The organism is Bradyrhizobium sp. B097, assembly GCF_038957035.1.
Classification (GTDB): domain Bacteria; phylum Pseudomonadota; class Alphaproteobacteria; order Rhizobiales; family Xanthobacteraceae; genus Bradyrhizobium.
Genome location: NZ_CP152412.1, coordinates 4,029,003 through 4,047,842 on the forward strand (window position 1 = coordinate 4,029,003; position 18,840 = coordinate 4,047,842).

The window sequence follows — 18,840 nt, forward strand, 5'->3', positions numbered from 1 at the left end:
TTCGGGCCCTTCCGCCTCGACGCCGGGGCCGAGATGCTGTTCCGGGAGGCCGAACCGGTCGCGCTCGGGCGGCGCGCGGTGGTGCTGCTTCGGCTGCTTGTCGAGCGGGCCGGATCGCCGGTTTCCAAGGACGCGTTGGTGGAGGCGGCCTGGCCGGGGCTTGCGATCGAGGAGAGCAACCTGACCGTGCAGATCGCCGCCTTGCGGAAGGTATTTGCCGACATCGACGGAGGCGCGAACTGGATCGAGACGCTGCCGCGTCGCGGCTATCGCTACGTCGGCCCGCCGGTTGCGAGCGTATCCGAGCCGGGCTCCTCGGTAACGCCCGAGCCGGCGCTGTCCGGCAAGCCGTCGCTCGCGGTGCTCCCGTTGTCGAATCTGAGCGGCGATCCCGCGCAGGACTATTTTTCCGACGGGATCACGGGAGACATCATCGCGGAACTGTCGCGGTTCAGGTCACTATTCGTCGTCGCCCGTCACTCCAGCTTCGCCTACAAAGGCAGGACAGCCGAGATCAAACGGGTCGGCCGCGAGCTCGGCGTCCGCTACGTGGCCGAAGGGAGTGTGCGCAAGATCGGCAGCCGTGTGCGGGTGACCATCCAGCTGCTCGATGCCGCGAGCGGTTACAATCTCTGGACCGAGCGCTACGACCGCGATCTCGATGACATCTTCGCTCTGCAGGACGAGATTGTACGCGCGATTGTCGCCGCGCTGCCGGGTCGGATGGAGGATGCCGGCCGGGAGGTCGCCAGACGCAAGCCGACCTCCAGCATTACCGCCTATGATCTGGTCCTGCTCGGAAACGAGCGATGGCGTCAATTGACCGTGGATGCCATGGCCCAGGCCAGGGACTATTTTCGATGCGCCGTGGCGCTTGACCCGCAATATGCCCGCGCCCACGTCAACATCGCCTGGACCATCGTCTGTGACGTGTTTCTCGAATCACCCACCACCGCAACTCTGGGCGAGGCGCGGAGTGAGATCGAGAACGCGCTCGATATCGAGGACGGCGACGCCTGGTCTCATGGCGTCTTCGCCCAGTTGCTGTTCCTGCTGAAAGATGACGCCAAGGCCGAAATCCATTTCAGCCGCGCGCTCGCCCTCAATCCAAACGATGCCGATGTCGCCGCCGTTTTCGCCAACATCCTGGTCTACTGGGGACGGTGGCGCGAGGCGCTGATGTGGATCGGGACAGCCAAGCGGCTCAATCCGTTTCCGCCCAACCTGTACCACTGGTATCACGCGCTTGCCCTCTATTCAGGGCGCGAGTACGAGCAGGCGGTCAAGGCGGTGATGGAGGCGCGGTCGTTCGACAGGTGGTCGCACGGCCTCCTTGCAGCCTGCTATGCGCAGATGGGACGCCTCGGCGAGGCGCAGGCCGAGGCTGATGCGTTCGTTAGCCAACGTTGTCGCGAACTGAATGCGAATGGCAACATCGCGCCCGCGAGAACTCTTGACCTCGCCCAGGCCAGAGCCGAACGGTATCGTAATCCCTCCGACCGCGAACATTTCCTCGATGGATTGCGCAAGGCGGGTCTCACCGGTTGACGCTCACAGCCGCTTGTTTCTCGAACCGGCGGGTTGACCTGCGCTGTGTCCGGGTATCGTCACGTCGTGCGTATCACGCCCAGTTCCTTTGACCGCTGCAGAAGCGCCGGCTGGTAAGGCGGTGAGGGATCGTCGTCATCGTCGTCAGGGATGGCGCAATATCCGAACTCCTGCTGGATGCGGTGGATCTCCATGACGCGATCGTTCAACCGCTGCAGATGCTCGAGCGACCTGGCCTTCCAGTAGCGGAAAGTATCGAACGTGATCGGCACGAAGGCGGTGCCGAACAGCGTTGGATCGGGCACGATGGTCCGGCCGAGCAGCAAATAGCGGTCGTGACCGACGATGACGAGGGTGGCATACGGCCGCCCATCGCTCACCCTGAGGCCCTTCAGCGATAGTTCGCACAGCTTGCTGAAATAGGGTTCCTCGCGCCAGCGCTCGGGATCATCGAGGTCGACCTGCACATTGAGTGTATCGAGCCCGAAATGCGGCACCATGCCCGCGCTCTCGGGAAACCAGTCATCATCGAGATGGCCCTGCAGCCAGGCGCAGCTGAATGAGCGGCACTGCCGGGGACGCTCGTGATAGATCCCGCATCCGCCGCCCGCCAGGATGTGGTTGCAGAGCGTGTTGACCGGTTTGCCGAGGTCGGTGACTTCAAGCACCTTGCAGCAGAGGGTGCATGATCCGCATTGCCTGACCGTCGCAGCCACCGGAAAGCCGAGGGCCCACGCGCCCTGTCGTTCGCGAACGAGCAGCTTCTGCTTCTCCAGCGCGCCCAGTGCGCGCTCGACCTTGAGGCGGGACAATCTGGTTACGCCGATAATATCTTTCGTCGTCGTCGCGCCGCTCTCGACCGCCCGAACGACGACCAACGCCACTTGGTCCATTGTTCTTCTTCTTGTCCGGCTCGTGGCCGGTTCTTCTTGTGCAGTGTTCTTGGCCGCCGGTATTCGGTGACGGCAGATCCCTGTGATTATCCGGACCGCGCCGCGACCGATGGCTGCGAGGTTGTTCAGGGAGCGTATCCGCGAGGACAGGATGCTGCATCCGACAAACGCGCATGGCATCCCTGAGGACAAATGGTCGTGATTTGTGGCGAACAGGCGCAACAGTTTGCAAAGTCAGAGCGCGCTCAGGCGACAAAGCAACCCGGCGGAACGAGATACAAAGCTCGGACGGATTATGTCGCGAGAATGCGAAATGTGACCAACAGACGGTGCAACACGTTCAGTGTCGTCCCTGCGAACGCAGGGACCATAACCACCGATGGTCATCGTTGAAGTTCGCTGGAACGACGCGTTCCTTTCACAACATCCGCCGCGGAGTATGGGTCCCCGCTTTCGCAGGGACGACAGCGTGCCTGGGGCGCTCGTCCGGCTAACGCGCGAAAATTCGCGATTGCCCGCTGCCTCATCTTCAGGCAATGACGGCCTGCAATGAACAAGAGCTTCGAGGAAACTGCCGCTCGGCTGGCGCCGGCGATTTTTGTCGTGCTGTGGAGCACGGGGTTCATCGGCACCAAATACGTCATCAACAATGCGGAGCCGCTGACCTATCTGGCGATCCGGATGGCGTTCGTGGTGGTGGTGATGGCGATCATCGCCGCGGTCGCACGGCCGAAATGGCCGGACCGGACAGGTGTTTTCCACAGTGCGCTGGCCGGCATCCTGGTGCACGGCTTCTATCTCGGCGGCACCGCGATTGCGATCGCGCATTCGATTCCCGCAGGCCTGTCGGCGTTGATCCCGGGCCTGCAGCCGATCCTGACCTCGACCATCGCCAACCGCTGGTTCGGCGAGCGCGTCACGCCGCTGCAATGGGGCGGACTCGTGCTCGGTCTCGCCGGGGTCGTGCTGATCCTGCACAACCGGCCGATGACGGGTGACGCGGGGTGGGGCTGGCTTGCCTCCGGCGTCTCGCTGATCAGCATCACGCTTGGCACGCTGTACCAGCGCCGCTACTGCAACCAGATCGACTGGCGCGCCGGCAATCTGGTGCAGTACGTCGCGGTGACGATCTTCTTCGGCATCGGCGCCTGGCTGTTCGAGACCAATGTCGTGCATTGGACTAGCGAGTTCGTGCTGGCGATCGCCTGGCTGGTGTTCGCGCTGTCGATCGGCTCGATCGGATTGCTGTATTGGCTGATCCGTCACCATGCTGCGACCTCGGTCGCGAGCCTGTTCTATCTGGTGCCGGCGGTGACCGCGTTGATGGCCTATGTGCTGTTCGGCGAGCGGCTGGATTACGTCGCCATGGCCGGCATGGCCGCCTGCGCCGCCGCGGTGCTGCTGGTCAACCGCCGCTCCTGACCCTTGCTCTAATCCTTGCCGCGGATTTTTGCATACGCCGCAAGCGCGCGTTCGCGTCCCTGCTTGTGATCGACGATCGGCGGCGGATAGGTCTTGCCGAGTTCGACGCCGGCGCTCGCCAGCTCGATTGGTGTTGCAGTCCAGGGCTGGTGGATCAGGTCGTTGGGAAGCTGCGCGAGCTCCGGCACCCAGCGCCTGACATAGGCGCCGTCCGGATCGAACTTCTCGCCTTGCAGGATCGGATTGAAGACGCGGAAATAGGGCGCGGCATCGGCGCCGGAGCCGGCGGCCCATTGCCAGTTCGCCGGATTGGAGCCGGCATCGGCGTCAACCAGCGTGTCCCAAAACCATTGTTCGCCGGCGCGCCAATCGATCAGCAGGTGCTTCACCAGGAACGAGGCGACCACCATGCGCACCCGGTTGTGCATCACGCCGGTGCGCCCGAGCTCGCGCATGCCGGCATCGACGATCGGGTAGCCGGTCAGGCCGCGTTGCCAGGCTTCCAACGCACGGGCGTCGCGCTTCCATGGAAACGCGTCGAACTGCGCCTGCAGATTCCGATCCGCAATGTCGGGGACGTCGAACAGCAGATGGCGGCAGAACTCGCGCCAGCCGAGCTCGCTGAGGAACTTGTCGATATCGCCAGAGAGCCGCGGATGCTCGGCGGCCGCAAAGCGGGCGGCGTGCCAGACCTGGCGTGGGCTGATCTCGCCGAAGCGCAGATGCGGGGAGAGCCGCGAGGTGCCGTCGCGGCCGGGCCGGTCGCGGTCGTCGCTGTAGCCGCTGATATTCTCGTCGAGGAACGCCTTCAGTCGGGCCTGCGCCGCGGCTTCGCCCGGAGACCAGGTGTCGCGCAGGCCGCCGGCCCAATCGGGCCGGGTCGGCTCGAGGCCCCAATCGTCGAGGGCTTCGCTCGCGACGCCGCCGATGGATGCGAGCTTCTTCGGTGCCGGCAACGGCCTTGGCGGATCGCCCAGCGCCTGCACGCGCCGCCAGAATGGCGTGAAGACGCGCAGGCCACGGTTGTCCTTGTTGCGGATCGCCCTGGGTTCGGCGAGCAGGTCGCCCGGGAAAATCTGCGAGTCTATTCCGTCGCTTGCGAGCGCAGATTCAACGCCCGCGGCAATCGCCTGATGCGGCGCCTGCGCGATGTCGTTCCAGAACACGGCGCCCGCATGGATGTCGCGCGCCAGCGTGGCGATCACGGAGGCGGCTGGTCCGGTGCGCAGCACCAGCGTGCCGCCTATCACCTCAAGGCTTTTGCGGAGTGCGCGCAGCGACTGCGCCAGCCACCAGCGCGTCGCGCCCCCGAGGGGGCGCGACGCTGGAGGTTTCAGGGCACGGCTTGCTTCGTCGCGGACATAGAGACCGACCACGGGCGCGCCGCGGCTGGCCGCTTCATGCAGGGCCGGGTGATCCGACAGCCGCAGATCGTCGCGAAACCAGACGATAACAGGCTGTGCGCAGGTCACCCGGACGTGCGTGCCGGCCGTTACTTCGGCTGCGGCACGATGCGGATGTAGGGCTTCGGTTCTTTCCAGCCCTGCGGATAGATCGTCTTGGCCTCGTCGTTGCTGACCGAGCCCGCAATGATCACGTCCTCGCCCTGCTTCCAGTCGGCGGGGGTGGCGACGCGGTGCGTGGCTGTGAGTTGCAGCGAGTCGATGACGCGCAGGATCTCCTGGAAGTTCCGCCCCGTGGTCATCGGGTAGACCAGCACCAGCTTGATCTTCTTGTCGGGGCCGATGATGAAGACGTTGCGGACCGTCTGATTGTCCGCCGGCGTGCGGGTGAGGGGATCGCCCGAGGTCGAGGCCGGCAGCATGTCGTAGAGCTTCGACACGTTGAAATCGATGTCGCCGATCATCGGGTAGTTCGGCGCCGCGCCCTGGGTTTCCTTGATGTCCTCGGACCATTTGGCGTGACGGTCGACCGGATCGACCGACAGGCCCATCAGCTTGACGCCGCGCTTGTCGAATTCGGGTTTCAGGCGGGCGAGCGTGCCGAGCTCGGTGGTGCAGACCGGGGTGAAGTCCTTGGGATGGGAGAACAAAAGCACCCAGCTGCTGCCGATCCAGTCGTGGAACTTGATCTTCCCTTCGGTGGTCTCGGCTTCGAAGTCGGGGGCGACGGCGCCAATCTGAAGTGCCATGATTTTACCTCATCTATTTGATGTTGCAGACAAAATTGCATTTGAGGTGGTCGGTTCCCAGTATAGGACGCAAGAAGGCTTAAGTGAACGGCTTCTGAAAAAAGGTGAGACATTTCTCCTTGAAGGTGGAATTCCAAGCAATTTGTTTTGATCCATACTCCTGCGGCGAAATATCAGCTGCGGCACAAAAGCTTGGAAATGCCCCGATAAAGCCGCTTATCGCCGTCATCACGCCGACCCCGGCTGCTATAGGACTGAACCGTGACGGCGTTTAAATCGACCAAATAGCAACCATCTAAAAATCTCGGAACCCAAGTTCCGAATCGTTAACCACTCGTTTACGCCCGCATGGAAAAGCTGGCCTCAGATAGGAATTGAAAGCTCCCACAATGTCTACCCCAAGTACCAAGACCGCTGAGGTTCTCAGCGGTGCGTTGCATCCGTCCTGCCGCAAGACCGCCGCCCATGCGCTGACCATCGTGCGCGACGGCGTGATCACCGGCGAGGGCCCGACCACCAAGGGCCGTATCCATTTCTCCCGGTCGCTCGATGCCGATGACGCTGCCTGGTGCGCGCGCATCCTGACTGCGGCCGCGGTCGAGCACCAGCCGGTCAGCCGGGCCGAGATCGAGGCGCTGTTCGCGATCAACGAGGCTGCTGCCGAGCGCAGTGATGGCGGCCGGTTCGACGACCTGCTCGCCAAGGCGATCGCCCATCATGCCGCGTCCGAATCCGGCCTGCCGGTGCCGCCGCGCACGGTGGCGCTGTCGCCGGATACGAACATCGATCGCTGGGCGCCGACGCAAGGCGCCAAGATGGACACCAAGGTTCTGGAATGGATCGCGGGCCGGATGCGCGGTCAGCGCCGCACCGGCCGTGCGCTCGCGGCGATGGTGGCGACGCTGGTCGGCGCGACTGCGCTGCCGCTCGCAGTCCAGCTGCCCAACGTGTTCGACATCGGGATGATGTGACCAGTCGGGATGATGCCTGTGCATCATCCCGAACCAATGGCTTCAGGCGAGAGCGGCGGGGATCACTTCCCCGCCGTTTTCTGTGTGCCGCCGCTCTCCTCGAGCCCGAGCGTCCGCCCCGGGAACCCGGCGACGTCGAAATAGCGGGTCGAGAGTACGCGCTGGAATTTCAGCACGGTGCGCAGGCCGTTGGCCGAAGGCTTCTTCGACATGATGGTGCCCTCGGCCATCTTCGGCACGATGCCGTTCGGCAGTGCTTCCGACATCACCCGGCCGATCAGCCCGCCATTGTTCGGCGCGCGCAGGCCGAGCAATTGCGCCGCGGTCATGCCGACATCGGCGTTGCTGACCGGCAGCGGATCGACATAGCCCGCCTTGAAGTCGGGGCCGATCGCCGCGGTGAAGTTGTAGGTGTCGCCGCGGCTGAAGCTGCCATGCATGCCCTGGCCCTGGCGCAGCACGGTGTCGGCGATCTGCACCGAGCAGTTGGTCGGGATCTCGCAGCCGCTCGACCAGGAGCGGAAGTTGACCACGATCGACGGGTTCGGCGTCACCGCCTTGCCCTTCAAATTGAGGTTCGACATCGGCAGCGTTCCGGGGAAGGTGCCGAGCTTGTCGTCGACGAACAGGCCGCTGACATAGTCCTGCTCGAGCAGCGCCGTGATGACGCGATCGGCGAGCTTCTTGTCGCGGTTCGGCAGATAGATCAGGTCCGAGCCGCCATTGGTGGCGATCACGACATCAGGCTTGGCCGGATCCTGGCCGAGCACGCCGTTGCCGGCCTTCGGATGGGCATTGTCGGCGACCTTGGCGTTCTTGTCGTTGGGGTCGAACAACGGCAGGTTCAGCGCCTTGGCGAGATCGATCGCCAAAAAGCCCATCGGCAGGAAATCCTTCGGCGTGTCGTCGTAGGCGATCTTGGCCGAGGGGCTGGTCTTGCTCTCCTTCGAGATCGTCGAGAAGCCGTGGTCCGAGGAGACCATGATGTTGGTGTTCGCGGCGAGCCCGAGCTCGTCGAGCGCCTTGCGGAGCTGGGCGAGGTTGTTGTCGGCATTCTTGATGCCGGCCATCGAGGTCGGGCCGTTGATGCCGGGCGTGATGGTGTTGAGGCTGTCGCCTGTGTTGTGCTGGCTGCCGTCCGGATCGCGCGACCAGAACACCAGCACGAAAGGCTTGTTGCGCGCCTTGAACATCGGCAGCACGACCTTGGTCGCGACGTCGGCCATATAGGCCTGCTGTGCAACGTTGGCGACCGTGGTACCTGGCGTCTTGGCATCGCCGGCCTTGGCATTGTCGCCGCGGCTCGGAGTAGCGAGCGGCAGGCCGGCCTTGGTCAGCGCGTCCTTCATCTCGTCGGAGAGCGGCACGCCGGCCTTGCCGCCGGTGGAATCGTCGACCACGATGGTGTTCTTGCCGCGGTCGGTGTGGTCGAACAGCAGGGTCGGGCCGAGCTTGCCGATGGCTGCAGTGCTGAAACCCTGGCCGCGGGCCATCTTCAGCAGCGTCTCCTCGTTGAGGTAGTCGCCATTGAAGTGATCGTCGATATCGGCGAGCACGGCGTCGTTCTCGATGAAGGGGACAACGGTGTCGCCGGCAGGCACCGAGGTGTAGCCGGTGAAGATCGTGTTGGAGAAGGTGCCGGTGTCGCCGAGATAGTGGCCGGTCGAGAGCGCCGAGCTGTTCGCCATCGTGAAGGTCGGGAACAGCGAATGCGAGTTCTTGAAATGGACGCCCTTGTCGCGGATCTCGGCCATCGCAGGCGCCGACTGCGGCGTCACGATGCCGCCGCGCAGGCCGTCGGGGACGAACAGGATCAGGTTGCGGGGCTTTGCATTTTGCGCGGAAGCGGCGCCGGCTGAAAGCGCGATCATGCTCGCGGACAGTAATGTAATGGCACGGCGCATTTTGTTATTCCCCCTGATGAAGCCCCGCGGCAGCCCGCCGCAGCTTTCGTTTAGTTTTGCCACATGACAGAAATGTTACAGCGCCTGCCGGGCGCTGTAACTGCCGGATTTTTCTTGGCGACGGCCGGTCAGCCGGCCGTCATTCCGCGGGCTGGGGAGCGGTTCTCACTGCGCGCAGCGCTGCCGGCATGCCCGTACCGTGCATAGAGCGCGGGCAGCACGGCAAGCGTGAGCAGGGTCGCGCTGATCAGGCCGCCGATCACGACGGTGGCGAGCGGCTTCTGCACCTCGGCGCCGGTGCCGGTGGCGAACGCCATCGGCACGAAACCGAGCGAGGCCACCAGCGCGGTCATCACCACGGGGCGGAAGCGGGTGAGGGCGCCTTGCTCGATGGCCTCCCGGATCGGCACGCCGCGCTCGCGCAATTGCCGGACGAAGCTCAGCATCACGAGCCCGTTCAGCACCGCAACGCCGGACAGCGCGATGAAGCCGACCGCCGCCGAGATCGAGAATGGCATGCCGCGCAGCCACAGCGCGGCGACGCCGCCGGTCAGCGCCAGCGGCACCGCGCTGAAGACCAGCAGCGCATCGCGCACTGATCCCATCGCCGCCAGCAGCAACAGGAAGATCATCGCAAAACAGGCCGGCACCACGACGGCAAGGCGCTGGCGCGCCGCGGCGAGATTTTCCGATTGGCCGCCCCAGGTCATCCAGTAGCCGGGCAGCAGCTGCACCGATTGCGTGACCTTGGCCTGAGCTTCCTCGACCACCGAGCCGAGATCGCGGCCCCGGACATTGGCCGTCACCACGATGCGGCGCTTGCCGTTCTCGCGGCTGATCTGGTTCGGTCCCTCTGTGAAGGAGAACTGCGCGACGCGGTTGAGCGGCAGGCTCTGCACGGGCGAACTCGGCGTTGCCTTCGGCAAGGCGACCGGCAAATTGCTCAACGCTTCGAGATCGGAGCGGACGCTCTCCGGCAACCGCACCACGATGTCGAAGCTGCGATCGCCCTCGTAGACGACGCCGGCATCCTGGCCGCCGACCGCGGCACCGATCACGTCCTGGACCTCGGAGACGCTCAGGCCCCGCCGGGCGATCGCCGCCTTGTCGACCTTGATCTCGAGCACGGGCAGGCCACCGGCCTGCTCGACCTTGACGTCAGTCGCGCCGCGGACGCCGCGCAGCGCGGCGGCGATCTGGTTGGCGGCCTTCTGCATCGGCTCGAACTCGTCGCCGAACACCTTGACCGCGATGTCGCCGCGAACGCCGGCGAGCAGTTCGTTGAAGCGCATCTGGATCGGCTGGGTGAATTCATAGACGTTGCCCGGCAGCCGGCCGACCGCCTTCGAGATCTCCTCGATCAACTGCTCCTTGGTCAGCGATGGATCCGGCCACTCTGCGCGCGGTTTCAGGATGATGAAGGTGTCGGACGCGTTCGGCGGCATCGGGTCGCTCGCCACCTCCGCGGTGCCGGTCTTGGAGAACACGAACGACACCTGCGGAAAGCGGCTGACGGCCTTCTCGACCGAGAGCTGCATCGCCTGCGACTGCGACAGCGCCGTGCTTGGAATTCTGAGCGCGTGCATGGCGATGTTCTTCTCGTCGAGCGAGGGGATGAACTCCTGGCCGAGGCGGAAGAACCCGAACAGGGCGGTCGCGAACAACACGACCGCCACCGCGATGACGGGCAGGGGCGTTGCGACCGCGCGCCGGAGCAGCGGGCTGTACCCGCGCTTCAATGCGGCAACGAGCCAGTTCTCCTTCTCCTGCACGCGGCCGGTGATGCCGATCGCGATCAGTGCCGGAACCAGCGTCAGCGACAGCACGAAGGCGGCGGCGAGCGCGAGGATCACGGTCAGCGCCATCGGCTCGAACATCTTGCCTTCGACGCCGGTGAAAGTGAGGAGCGGCACATAGACCAGCAGGATGATGGCCTGCCCATAAAGGCTCGGCTGCACCATTTCCACGGCGGACGCCCGTACCGTCGCCAGCCGTTCGTCGCGGGTCAGCACGCGACCGAGCGCGTGCTGCTTCTCGGCAAGATGACGCAGGCTGTTCTCGGTGATGATGACGGCGCCATCGACGATCAGGCCGAAATCCAGCGCACCGAGGCTCATCAGATTGGCGCTGATGCGGCCCTGCCACATGCCGATCGCGGTCATCAGCATCGCGATCGGGATCACCAGTGCCGTGATCAATGCGGCGCGGAAATTGCCGAGCAGCACGAACAGCACCGCGATCACGAGCAGTGCGCCTTCGCTGAGGTTCCGCGCCACCGTACCGATCGTCGCATCGACCAGCTGGGTGCGATCGAGCACCGTCTCGACTGCGACGCCTGCCGGCAAGGACGGCGTGATCGCGCGCAGCTTGGCATCGACTGCGGCCGATACCGTGCGGCTGTTGGCGCCGATCAGCATTAGTGCCGTGCCGACCACGACCTCGCGGCCGTTCTCGCTGGCGCTGCCGGTGCGCGTCTCGCCGCCGATTGAGAGGGAGGCGAGGTCGCGAATCCGGACCGGGACGCCACCGCGGGTGGTGACCACGACGGCGCCGAGCTCTTCGATGTTTTCGAGGCGACCGCCGGACCGCACCACGAATCCTTCGCCGTTGCGCTCGATATAGCGCGCACCGCGGCTGACATTGTTGCTCTCGATCGCCTTGGCGACGTCGGCAAAGGTGAGGCCGAGCGCGATCAGCTTCGCTGCATCGGGATGGACCTGGTACTGCTTGAGGTAGCCGCCGATCGAATCGACGCCGGCAACACCCGGCACCATCTTGATCTGCGGCTTGATGATCCAGTCCTGCACCGTGCGCAGATAGGCGTCCTTCTCGACCTCGCTTTGCAGCACCTGGCCGTCCGCCGTCAGGAATCGGCCGTCGCTCTGCAGGCCCGGCGCGCCGTCGCCCTGTACCTTTTGGTTGGAGTAGTGGACGGTCCACGTGTAGATTTCGCCAAGACCCGTCGTGGTCGGGCCAATTCGCGGCTCGATGCCCTGGGGCAGGCGCGCGCGAACTTCGGTCAGGCGCTCGCCGACCTGCTGGCGGGCGAAATAGATGTCAGTGGCTTCGCTGAACACCGCCGTGATCTGCGAGAAGCCGTTACGCGACAGCGACCGCGTGCTCTCCAGCCCCGGCGCGCCCGCCAGCGCCGTCTCGATCGGGAAGGTGATCTGCTTCTCGATTTCCGCCGGCGACAGCGCCGGGGCGACGGTGTTGATCTGGACCTGCTTGTTGGTGATGTCGGGCACTGCGTCGATCGGCAGCTTCGTCAATGCGAGGCCGCCGAGGAACATCAGGATCGCCGCCAATGTGACGACCACCCAGCGCCGCTGGATCGCCAGACCGATGATGCGCTCAATCATGGCCGTGCTCCGCTTCGTCCTTCCCGACCTCGGCCTTCAATGTGAAGGTGTTCTGCACCGCGATGGTCTCGCCGGCGGCAAGACCCGCGACGATTTCGATGTCGTCATCGTCCTCGCGACCGGTCCGTACCGACCTCGCCTCGAAGCCATCGGCATCACGCACGAATACGGTCGGCGTCCCCTTGATGGTTTGAATGGCCTTCTTCGTCACCATCACGGTGGACGGCGCGCCAGACAGCGGCACCTCCGCGGTCACGAAGGTGCCCGGTTTCCAGCGGTGATCCTTGTTGGGCAGGGTCGCGATCACACGGGCATTGCGGGTCTCGCGGTCGAGCAGAGGGCTGACGAAGATCACGCCGGCACTGGCTTCATCCTCGGTGCCGATGGCGCGGATCTTGACCGACACGCCTTCGCGGACCGCGCCGATGTCTTCAGGCGAAACCGCCAGATCGACCCAGATGTCGTCGAGATTAACGATAACATAAAGCTCGCTTTCCTGGCCCTCGCGCCCGATCAGGCCGCCGAGATCGACGCGCCGTTCAGACACCCGGCCGCTGATCGGCGCGCGCAGGAACTGCGTCCGCAGGCTTTCGGGCGGCTGGTTCGGCAGATCGGTGATCTCGCTTTCCGACAGACCGAGCGCAAACAGTTTCTGCCGCGCGCCGTCGAGCTTGATCTGCGCGTCGTTCGCGGTCAGTCGCGTGCGCAGGAACTCGTTTTCCGAGACGATGCGCGTCTCTACCAGCGTCTTCTGTCGCGCGTAGAGCGTCTGCTGCAGGTCGTTGGTGAGCCGCGCGGCGAGGTATTCGCTCTTGGCGTCGGCTACCTCACGGCTTTCGATCGCAGCGACGATCTCGCCTTTCTCGACCACGTCGCCGAGACGCTTGCGCAGTTCCGTGACCGTTGCGAGCACTCGGACCGAGACGCGGCCGATATGATCGGCGTCGGGGATCAGCGATCCCGGCGCGAGGAAATGCCGCTTCAGCATGCCGCCGCTGGCCGGTGCGAGCGTGATGCCGGATTCACGAATCTGGTCTTCGCTGAGCTCGATATGTCCGGGGGCCTCATGCCTGGCCTCGGCTTTCGGTGGATCTGCGCTCGCCGTCTCCTGCGTCGTGGCCGGGAACTTGACCGGCCAGCCGATCCATCCGGCCGCCAGAATGATCAGTGCAATGCCGGCAGCCACGCCGGCGAAAAATAGAACAACCCGTTTCATATGCGCCTCTCCGCAGCGCATGCCGATGGCCCTGCGCTGTCGCGACATCGATCTGTGCGGAAGCGTGCGCGCTACCGGATGGCAGCGGCGCACGGCCGGTCATGCCGACCGGATCAGGCGCGGGGTGGTTTGAAGGGGGAGAGGCGATCGGCTGACGCCGGCAGCCCGATGCTGCCGTCGCCATAGCTATGCGGCGCATAGGCGATCGGGAATGCGGTCTCCTGCGGCGCCACCGAGGCGACGTGGGTCAAGCAGTGATCGCCGTGCAGTGAGGCCGGATGCGCGGGAGCCTTGCCGCCGGTGTCGTTGATCGACTGCGCGATCGAGAAGCCGGGAGCCGCATCGTCATCGCCATCGAAGGCCCAGCCGTGGAAGAACGACAGCACCAGCGCAAGCGAAATCAGCCCCGCAAGCAGGCTGCGCCAGCGGCGCGATCCTGTTGCATGGGCGGAATTCTGAATCATGGTGCGCGAAGCGTCCATGGGCCCTAATTAGCGCCGCGACCGCGCGCATTCAAGTTCGACGCCGCGACAGAATTGCCGCGGATACTATAACGTTACACCCTCTCAGCGGTTCGGCGCATCAGCCAGCGGCGCGCTGCGACGACGGCCCAGATCGCTTCGACCAGCCCGAACGGCCAGGCGCCCTGCAGGAAACCGTAGGCCGAGCCGAGCGCGCAGGAGACTGCGAAGGCCAGGATGAACCACGGGCTGCGGTCCTCGGCTGCGTAGCAGACGAGCATCATCGTCACGGCGAACAAACCGAACAGCGTGAGCGCATCCATTCCGCAGCAGGACTCCTGTTGTAACGCTGTTGATATCTGAGCATGCTTGGGCTGGAATATCCATCCAGCGTCGGCGCCCGAAAGGATTGCCTCCCATGAAGCGCATGCATGTTCACGTCGCCGTCAAGGACATCCACCAATCGGTCGACTTCTACTCGGCGTTGTTCGGCGCCGAACCGACGGTCGTGAAATCCGACTATGCCAAATGGATGCTCGACGATCCCCGGGTCAACTTCGCGATCTCGACCCGCGGCCGCGAGCCGGGGCTCGATCATCTCGGCATTCAGGTCGAGAGCGCCGAGGAACTCGGCGAGGTCTATGGCCGGCTGCGCAAGGCGGGCGGCGAGGTGATCGAGCAGGGCCAGACGGTGTGCTGCTATGCCAGGTCCGAGAAGTCATGGACCGACGATCCCGCGGGGATCGCGTGGGAGACCTTCCATACGACCGGCGAAAGCATCGTCTACGGCGACGGCAGCGGCGAGCGGTCCGCGCGCGTCGCGCACGAGAAGCTGGACGGGCAGCAGAGCGCCTGTTGTGCGCCACAGCCCGAGGCCGCGCCGCCCGGGGCTTCGGCCTGCTGCAAGGCGTGAGTCGAAGCGGCCGCGCGCACCAGGGGTCGAAGTTTCTTGTAGCCCGGATGAAGCGCAGCGAAATCCGGGAGCCGCCAACCGTTGATACAGGTCCCGGATTGCGCTGCGCTTCATCCGGGCTACGCATCGCCGGGCCAGCCGCCGCAGCCGGCTACCGTTGTAAGCAAAGGCTTAATGCCTGCGACATATTATCCCAGCGACGACTCCCCTCCGTGCTAACAGCCCCCTAACCATGCGGCTTTTGCCAATCAAGGATCCTGAGCGGTCCTGGCGTCAAATCAAGGCACAATGGAAGAAGGACGCTGAAGGCGTCGGAGAGGATTTTGCCACCTTTGGCGGCATCGGCGCGTTTGAAGCGCTGACCGCCAGGGAAGGTGACAGTCAGGGGCTGTATCACCTGACCGACGGCGAGCGGGTCCACGCGGTCTGCCAGGTCAGACGTCTCCTGATGAGCCGATATACGTCGCCGGCTCTCAGCGCGCGTTTCATCAATGTGTCTCCGATCTACGATCTCGGCCTCTCCGATGTCAGCGATTACGCGCAGATGCTCGTGGCGCTGTTCTCCGGCGTCGTCTGGCTGTCGCGCGATGCGCTGGCGGCCAGCCACATCCGTTTTCTCCTCAAGAGCCCTGGCGACTCGCAATTCTTCGCTGCGCTCAAGGCCGCGACGCCGTTCTCTCCATTCTCGAAATTCAGCATTGAGGGCGCGTTGATCGAGTGCAGCCTGAAGGAGGCGACCGGGTCGCCTGAGGCGGTCGCGTTCTGAGGCATCCCGTGCTGATCGCGCTCAGCTACTCATCCGCCTTAACAATCCGATAACTGATTTTCCTAACGACCCCTTGGGTTGTGCTCCCGTACAAGGGCACCCGCAGGGGCAGGAAAATGTCGGTTATCTCAACGAACAGCGTGAAGCCGGAGCACCGGCGGCTGTCGATCAAGGGTGTGCTGCGCGCCACCAGGATGGGCGCCATTCAGTGGCTCGTCCTGAGCGCCGCGCTGCTGGTGCTCGCCATCACGCTTGGCACCGGCTATCTCGCGCTGCAGTTTCGCGAGCGTGCGCTGGAGATGTCCGAGCGCGAGCTCAACAACACCGCGCTGCTGCTGTCGCGGCATTTCGACCAGCAGCTCAGCGACCTCCAGCATGTCCACGACGACATCGTGAACTATCTCCGGTCGGAGCAGGTCGAGACCGCCGATCAGTTCGAAAAGAACATGTCGCTCCTGAGCGCGCACGAGATGCTGCGCACGCGGTTGGCCGCGCTGCCGCATGTCGGCGGGCTCAATCTGTTCAATGCCAAGGGATGGCTGATCAACTCGTCCGAGATGTGGCCGGTGCCCGACGTCAGCATTGCCGAACGGCGCTATTTCCAGGAGTTCACCTCGGGACGGCCGACGTCGCCGGTGATCGTCGAACCTGCGATGAGCAAGGTGACCGGCAACTGGACCACGATCTTTGCGCGCAAGATCACCGGGCGCAACGGCGAGATCATCGGCTTCGCGAGCCGCGGCGTCGAGCCCAGCCATTTCGAGGATTTTCTCGCCTCGCTGGCATTGAGCGGCGACACCGTGATTTCGATGATCCATCGCGACGGCACCATCATCGCGCGCTATCCGCAGGATGCCGGCGTGATCGGCCGCAACATCATCAACTTGCCAGTGTTCCAAAAGGTCATCAGCTTTGGCGGCAACACGTCGGGACGGTTCGTTGGCGCTTCTGGCGAGGAGAACGTCGGTGCGGTCAAATCGCTGTCGCATTTTCCAATCCTGATCCTCGCCACCACGAAGACCTCGAGCGCGCTGGAAGACTGGCGCGCCCAGACCAAGCTGCAATTCTGCGCGGCTGTGTTGGCGGTACTGATCATCAGCTTTGCGGTCTTCCTGATCGTCCGCCAGCTGCAGCGGCAGCACGATGCGGCGCAACGCCGGCTGTCCGAGAAGAGCCAGCATCTCGACACCGCGATCAACACCATGACGCAGGGGCTCCTGCTGTTCGACGCCTCGGCGCGGCTCGTGATCTGCAACCAGCGATACATCGACATGTTCGGCCTGTCGCCCGATGTCGCCAGGCCCGGCTGCCATCTGCGCGATCTGATCCTGCATCGCCAGGCGCTCGGTTCATTCGTCGGCGATGTCGATGAATACTGCGCGCGGTTCACCAATCCCAGGGGTGATGAAATCCGGGACTCGGTGATCGTGACGCCCGACGGCCGCAGCATCCGCCTGATCTACAAACGCGCACCCGACGGCGGCTGGGCTACCACGCTCGAGGACGTCACCGACGGGCGGCGTGCGCAGGCGCAGATCGAGTATCTCGCGCATTACGATGCCCTGACCAATCTGCCGAACCGGACGCTGTTCCAGCGTCACGCGGAAGAATTGTTGCGCGAGGCTATCGTCCGCGAGTTCGCGATCCACTACATCGATATCGACGAGTTCAAGCGGATCAACGACACGCTGGGCCATCCGATCGGCGATGAATTCCTCCGGCGCGTGGCCGACAAGCTGCGCCAGTCGGTCGGATCGAACGACTTCATCGCGCGCCTCGGCGGCGACGAGTTCGCGATCGTCCAGCATGACATCACGTCGGACGACGACGTCAGCGATCTGGTCGCGCGCGTCTATCAGTCGCTGCGCACGCCGTTCGACTGCCACGGTCATTGGCTGTCGAGCGACGCCAGCATCGGCATTGCGATCGCCCCGCGTCACGGCTCCGACCTGTTCGGCCTGCTCAAATGCGCCGACCTCGCGATGTACGCGGCCAAGGCCGCCGGCCGCAGGACCTACCGCTTCTTCGATCCGGCGATGGAGAAGCAGGCCAACCTGCGCCGCGCACTGGAGGCCGATCTGCGAACAGCGTTGGCGGAGGACCGCTTCGAGCTGCACTATCAGCCGCTGGTTGACCTGCGCAGCGACGAGGTGACCGGCTGCGAGGCGCTGCTGCGCTGGCGGCATCCGGTGCGCGGCATGATCTCGCCGGCGGAGTTCATCCCGGTCGCCGAGGAAACCGGGCTGATCGAGGAGATCGGGCAGTGGGTGTTACGCACCGCCTGCATCGAGGCGGCGGCATGGCCGGCGCATGTGCGCCTTGCGGTCAACGTGTCGCCGATCCAGTTCAAGTCGGAGACGCTGGCGCTGAAGGTTGCGAGCGCGCTCGCCGAGAGCGGGCTCGACCCGCGCAGGCTCGAGCTCGAGATCACCGAGGCGGTGCTGATCGCCGACGACGATGCGGCGCTGGTCACGCTCGGCCAGCTGCGGGCGCTCGGTGTCCACATCGCGCTCGACGATTTCGGCACCGGCTACTCGTCGCTGCAATATCTGCAGCGCTTTCCGTTCGACAAGATCAAGATCGACCGCAGCTTCGTCAAGGAAGTCACCCGGAACAGCGGTTCGGCTTCTATCATCCGCGCGGTGGTCTCGATCGCCGCCGACCGCAACATGATCACGACCGCCGAGGGCGTCGAGACCGATCAGCAGCGCGATACCGTGCAGATGCTCGGCTGCACGCAGATGCAGGGCTATCTGTTCAGCAAGCCGGTTCCGGCGCAGGATCTCCGGACACTGCTCGCGGCCGATAGCGTCGAGGACGCCGCCTGAGCGGCTCTCACTGAAAAGTTCCAAAAAATCGACCTGCCGACGTGTCGGGCGCGGAACCGAAACGGTGGAACCGCGTTCCATTGCGGGGCTCGACCGGCAGGCAATCAATGAAGACCGCAGTAACGTCCGCGGCCATGCTGCTGTTTACCTCATGCATGGCGAACGCAGAGAGTGGCCTTGCGTCCTATTATCATGGCATCGGCAGGAGTGGCGAGATGACCTGCGCGCATCGCAAGCGGCCGTTCGGCAGCATGGTCACCGTGTCCTATCGCGGGAGGTCGATCCGGTGCCGGGTCAACGACCGTGGGCCGTTCGTTCGTGGACGGATCATCGATGTCTCGACCACGGCGGCGCGCGCGCTCGGCATCCTTCAGCTCGGCGTCGCGCATGTCGTGATCGAGTAG

Annotated in this window: 15 protein-coding genes; 7 read left to right on the forward strand and 8 right to left on the reverse strand. The window is 64.5% G+C overall.

What is annotated here, in order from left to right; translation table 11 throughout:
- Positions 1 to 33 precede the first annotated feature (33 nt).
- Complete coding sequence (locus AAFG07_RS18870; protein ID WP_342729186.1) at positions 34 to 1,548, forward strand: winged helix-turn-helix domain-containing tetratricopeptide repeat protein; 1,515 nt, start codon at positions 34 to 36, stop codon at positions 1,546 to 1,548.
- A gap of 59 nt (positions 1,549 to 1,607) precedes the next feature.
- Here AAFG07_RS18870 and AAFG07_RS18875 read toward each other — a convergent pair whose 3' ends face one another.
- Entirely contained in the window at positions 1,608 to 2,441 is an 834-nt protein-coding gene (locus AAFG07_RS18875) for a YkgJ family cysteine cluster protein (protein WP_342729187.1), read from the reverse strand.
- A gap of 549 nt (positions 2,442 to 2,990) precedes the next feature.
- Between AAFG07_RS18875 and AAFG07_RS18880 the strand changes: the two genes are divergently transcribed.
- Entirely contained in the window at positions 2,991 to 3,863 is an 873-nt protein-coding gene (locus AAFG07_RS18880) for a DMT family transporter (protein WP_342728561.1), read from the forward strand.
- An 8-nt stretch (positions 3,864 to 3,871) separates the two neighbouring features.
- On the opposite strand, the gene AAFG07_RS18885 is transcribed toward AAFG07_RS18880, so the two are convergent.
- Both AAFG07_RS18885 and AAFG07_RS18890 read right to left on the reverse strand, forming a co-directional pair.
- Entirely contained in the window at positions 3,872 to 5,335 is a 1,464-nt protein-coding gene (locus AAFG07_RS18885) for a deoxyribodipyrimidine photo-lyase (RefSeq protein ID WP_342728562.1), read from the reverse strand.
- Between the two features lie 20 nt (positions 5,336 to 5,355).
- The gene (locus AAFG07_RS18890; protein WP_342728563.1) at positions 5,356 to 6,015 is read right to left on the reverse strand and encodes a peroxiredoxin; all 660 of its coding nucleotides are present in this window, start codon (positions 6,013 to 6,015) and stop codon (positions 5,356 to 5,358) included.
- 389 nt (positions 6,016 to 6,404) lie between these two features.
- Between AAFG07_RS18890 and AAFG07_RS18895 the strand changes: the two genes are divergently transcribed.
- Positions 6,405 to 6,986 (forward strand): hypothetical protein, encoded by a 582-nt coding sequence (locus AAFG07_RS18895; RefSeq protein WP_342728564.1) that lies wholly within the window; start codon positions 6,405 to 6,407, stop codon positions 6,984 to 6,986.
- 62 nt (positions 6,987 to 7,048) lie between these two features.
- Here AAFG07_RS18895 and AAFG07_RS18900 read toward each other — a convergent pair whose 3' ends face one another.
- The 5 genes from AAFG07_RS18900 to AAFG07_RS18920 form a co-directional block, all read right to left on the reverse strand.
- Positions 7,049 to 8,890 carry an alkaline phosphatase family protein gene (locus AAFG07_RS18900; RefSeq protein WP_342728565.1) on the reverse strand — a complete coding sequence of 614 codons (1,842 nt, stop codon included), beginning with the start codon at positions 8,888 to 8,890 and terminating at the stop codon, positions 7,049 to 7,051.
- Between the two features lie 128 nt (positions 8,891 to 9,018).
- Positions 9,019 to 12,252 carry a CusA/CzcA family heavy metal efflux RND transporter gene (locus tag AAFG07_RS18905; RefSeq protein ID WP_342728566.1) on the reverse strand — a complete coding sequence of 1,078 codons (3,234 nt, stop codon included), beginning with the start codon at positions 12,250 to 12,252 and terminating at the stop codon, positions 9,019 to 9,021.
- Positions 12,245 to 13,468, reverse strand: coding sequence for an efflux RND transporter periplasmic adaptor subunit (locus AAFG07_RS18910; RefSeq protein WP_342728567.1), 1,224 nt, complete (start codon positions 13,466 to 13,468; stop codon positions 12,245 to 12,247). The genes AAFG07_RS18905 and AAFG07_RS18910 overlap by 8 nt, the downstream gene beginning before the upstream one ends.
- 113 nt (positions 13,469 to 13,581) lie before the next feature.
- On the reverse strand, positions 13,582 to 13,932 hold the full coding sequence (locus AAFG07_RS18915) for a hypothetical protein (protein ID WP_342728568.1): 351 nt from the start codon (positions 13,930 to 13,932) through the stop codon (positions 13,582 to 13,584).
- 92 nt (positions 13,933 to 14,024) lie between these two features.
- Positions 14,025 to 14,252, reverse strand: a complete 228-nt coding sequence (locus AAFG07_RS18920; protein WP_342728569.1) for a hypothetical protein — start codon at positions 14,250 to 14,252, stop codon at positions 14,025 to 14,027.
- Positions 14,253 to 14,347: 95 nt separating this feature from the next.
- On the opposite strand from AAFG07_RS18920, the gene AAFG07_RS18925 reads away from it, so the two are divergent.
- The 4 genes from AAFG07_RS18925 (at position 14,348) to AAFG07_RS18940 (ending at position 18,840) form a co-directional block, all read left to right on the forward strand.
- On the forward strand, positions 14,348 to 14,842 hold the full coding sequence (locus AAFG07_RS18925) for an ArsI/CadI family heavy metal resistance metalloenzyme (protein WP_342728570.1): 495 nt from the start codon (positions 14,348 to 14,350) through the stop codon (positions 14,840 to 14,842).
- 232 nt (positions 14,843 to 15,074) lie between these two features.
- Positions 15,075 to 15,608, forward strand: a complete 534-nt coding sequence (locus AAFG07_RS18930; RefSeq protein WP_342728571.1) for a hypothetical protein — start codon at positions 15,075 to 15,077, stop codon at positions 15,606 to 15,608.
- Positions 15,609 to 15,724: 116 nt separating this feature from the next.
- Positions 15,725 to 18,436, forward strand: a complete 2,712-nt coding sequence (locus AAFG07_RS18935; protein WP_342728572.1) for an EAL domain-containing protein — start codon at positions 15,725 to 15,727, stop codon at positions 18,434 to 18,436.
- 107 nt (positions 18,437 to 18,543) lie between these two features.
- A complete protein-coding gene (locus tag AAFG07_RS18940; protein ID WP_342728573.1) occupies positions 18,544 to 18,840 on the forward strand; it encodes a septal ring lytic transglycosylase RlpA family protein in 297 nt (98 codons plus the stop codon).

What these genes read in the sequence shown, in the direction of transcription:
- AAFG07_RS18870 (WP_342729186.1), top strand. Translation starts at nt 34, where the DNA reads ATGCTGTTCCGGGAGGCCGAACCGGTCGCGCTCGGGCGGCGCGCGGTG.
- AAFG07_RS18875 (WP_342729187.1), bottom strand. Translation starts at nt 2,441, where the DNA reads ATGGACCAAGTGGCGTTGGTCGTCGTTCGGGCGGTCGAGAGCGGCGCG.
- AAFG07_RS18880 (WP_342728561.1), top strand. Translation starts at nt 2,991, where the DNA reads ATGAACAAGAGCTTCGAGGAAACTGCCGCTCGGCTGGCGCCGGCGATT.
- AAFG07_RS18890 (WP_342728563.1), bottom strand. Translation starts at nt 6,015, where the DNA reads ATGGCACTTCAGATTGGCGCCGTCGCCCCCGACTTCGAAGCCGAGACC.
- AAFG07_RS18895 (WP_342728564.1), top strand. Translation starts at nt 6,405, where the DNA reads ATGTCTACCCCAAGTACCAAGACCGCTGAGGTTCTCAGCGGTGCGTTG.
- AAFG07_RS18900 (WP_342728565.1), bottom strand. Translation starts at nt 8,890, where the DNA reads ATGCGCCGTGCCATTACATTACTGTCCGCGAGCATGATCGCGCTTTCA.
- AAFG07_RS18905 (WP_342728566.1), bottom strand. Translation starts at nt 12,252, where the DNA reads ATGATTGAGCGCATCATCGGTCTGGCGATCCAGCGGCGCTGGGTGGTC.
- AAFG07_RS18910 (WP_342728567.1), bottom strand. Translation starts at nt 13,468, where the DNA reads ATGAAACGGGTTGTTCTATTTTTCGCCGGCGTGGCTGCCGGCATTGCA.
- AAFG07_RS18915 (WP_342728568.1), bottom strand. Translation starts at nt 13,932, where the DNA reads ATGATTCAGAATTCCGCCCATGCAACAGGATCGCGCCGCTGGCGCAGC.
- AAFG07_RS18920 (WP_342728569.1), bottom strand. Translation starts at nt 14,252, where the DNA reads ATGGATGCGCTCACGCTGTTCGGTTTGTTCGCCGTGACGATGATGCTC.
- AAFG07_RS18925 (WP_342728570.1), top strand. Translation starts at nt 14,348, where the DNA reads ATGAAGCGCATGCATGTTCACGTCGCCGTCAAGGACATCCACCAATCG.
- AAFG07_RS18930 (WP_342728571.1), top strand. Translation starts at nt 15,075, where the DNA reads ATGCGGCTTTTGCCAATCAAGGATCCTGAGCGGTCCTGGCGTCAAATC.
- AAFG07_RS18935 (WP_342728572.1), top strand. Translation starts at nt 15,725, where the DNA reads ATGTCGGTTATCTCAACGAACAGCGTGAAGCCGGAGCACCGGCGGCTG.
- AAFG07_RS18940 (WP_342728573.1), top strand. Translation starts at nt 18,544, where the DNA reads ATGAAGACCGCAGTAACGTCCGCGGCCATGCTGCTGTTTACCTCATGC.